Below are 1,648 nucleotides of genomic sequence, written 5' to 3' on the forward strand. Positions count from 1 at the left end.
GCCGCGCTCGCCGAGCACGGCCTCGCCGAACGCGAGTGGGCGCAGCCGTGGGTGCAGTGGCTGCACCAGTACGGGCGGGTCGCCGAGGAAGAGCTCGACGTGGGGCTGCGGCACGCGGCCGGTGCGCTCTCCGCGATGGTGCTGGATCCGGCGGCCGGTGAACCGGAGTCGTTCACCTCGCGCGCCGACCTCGCGAGCCGCGTCGGTCGCGCGCACGAACTCGACAGCGGAACGACGCTGAGCCGCGTCGTGCTGCGCGCGGCGGCGCTCGCGCACGGCATCGATCCCCCGGCGAACGAACGCGACCGGCGGGCGTTGTGGGAGCGCTGCGGCGTCGCGCTCGACGAGGTTTCCGCCACGGTGCTGTGCTGGGCACTGCCGCTGACCGGTGACGACGAGTGGTCCCGGATGGTGCTGCGGCGCGGTGAGCTGGGTCTGCCGACGCATCTGACGCATCGGGATTTGGCCGCGGCGCCGGGGAATCTGGTCGCGCCGGGCACGGTCGTCGCCGTCTGCGAGAACCCGCGGGTGCTGGAAGCCGCCGCGCAGGAAGAGATCCGGCATCCGGTCGTGTGCGTGTCGGGGCAGCCGACGACGGTGGCGTTGTCGCTGCTCTCGCGGCTGCGCGCGGACGGGGCTGCGCTGCGCTACCACGGGGATTTCGACTGGGCGGGCGTCTCGATCGCCCGGCAGTTGTGGTCCGCGCACGAGGTGGGGCTGTGGCGGATGTCGGCGGCCGACTACCGGGAAGCAGTCAACCTCGCCGCGGCCGACCGCCTCGACCTGCCGCAGCTCGTCGGCTCCCCGGTCGAGACTCCGTGGGACCCGGACCTGGCCGAGCTGATGTCCACGGCCTCCCGCGCGGTCGAGGAGGAGATCGTGCTGCCCACCCTGCTGAACGACCTGCGCCCCGGCTGAACCGTCAGTCCTCGCCCCGCAGCCGGTCGATGTTGAGCCGGGTCGCGCGGGTGTGCGGATGATCCTCGCCCAGCACCTGGAGCATCTCGGGCAGCAGGCCCTCCAACTCGGCCAGCGCCTGCGCGGTGTCGCCTGCCTCCGCCTGCCAGAACGCGAAGTTGTGCCTGGCGGCCAGCGCATTGGGGGCACGTGGATCGAGCACCCGCTGCGTGTCGGGAACGAGATCGGCGAACAACTCGACCGCCCCGTGCGGGTCGCCCGCCTCGCCGCGCCGGATGGCGAGAGCCTGCCGGATGCTCAACGTCGTCGGGTGCAAACGCCCCAATGCCCGCAGCGCATCGGGCAACAGCTCTTCCATCTCCTCCAGCGCACCCCGCGCATCGCCCGCGGCGGCGCGCTGCGTGGCCAGCTCGTCCCGGGTGGACAGCGTGTCCGGGTGATCTGGTCCCTGCACCCGCAGCCGATCCTGCACCAGCATCTCCAGCTCATCCACCGCGTGCTCCGGCTCACCCGCGCGCGCTCGATAGGTGGCCAGCAACCCGCGGGTCTGCAACGTGTTCGGGTGGTCCGGTCCGCGCACCTGCAACCGATCCTCGAGCAGCTCGCCGAATTCGGCTGCCGCCTGCTGGACATGCCCGGCCTCACCATGCCGCAGTGCCAGGTTGTGCCGGACGCTCAGCACCCCCGGATCCTGCTTCTCGCGGGTGCGCAGCATGTCGGCCAGCAACAC

General features: G+C 72.3%; 2 protein-coding genes. One reads left to right on the plus strand and one right to left on the minus strand.

The features are described from left to right. Positions 1-918 (plus strand): DUF2399 domain-containing protein (locus IJH84_RS26675; protein WP_295150384.1); only part of this gene is annotated, 918 nt, incomplete at its 5' end. Between the two features lie 4 nt (positions 919-922). Here IJH84_RS26675 and IJH84_RS26680 read toward each other — a convergent pair. Then, on the minus strand, positions 923-1,648 hold a 726-nt coding region (locus IJH84_RS26680), incomplete at its 5' end, for a tetratricopeptide repeat protein (protein ID WP_295150387.1).

The sequence above is a fragment of the Saccharopolyspora sp. genome (assembly GCF_017434145.1).
Taxonomy (GTDB): domain Bacteria; phylum Actinomycetota; class Actinomycetes; order Mycobacteriales; family Pseudonocardiaceae; genus Saccharopolyspora_C; species Saccharopolyspora_C galaxeae.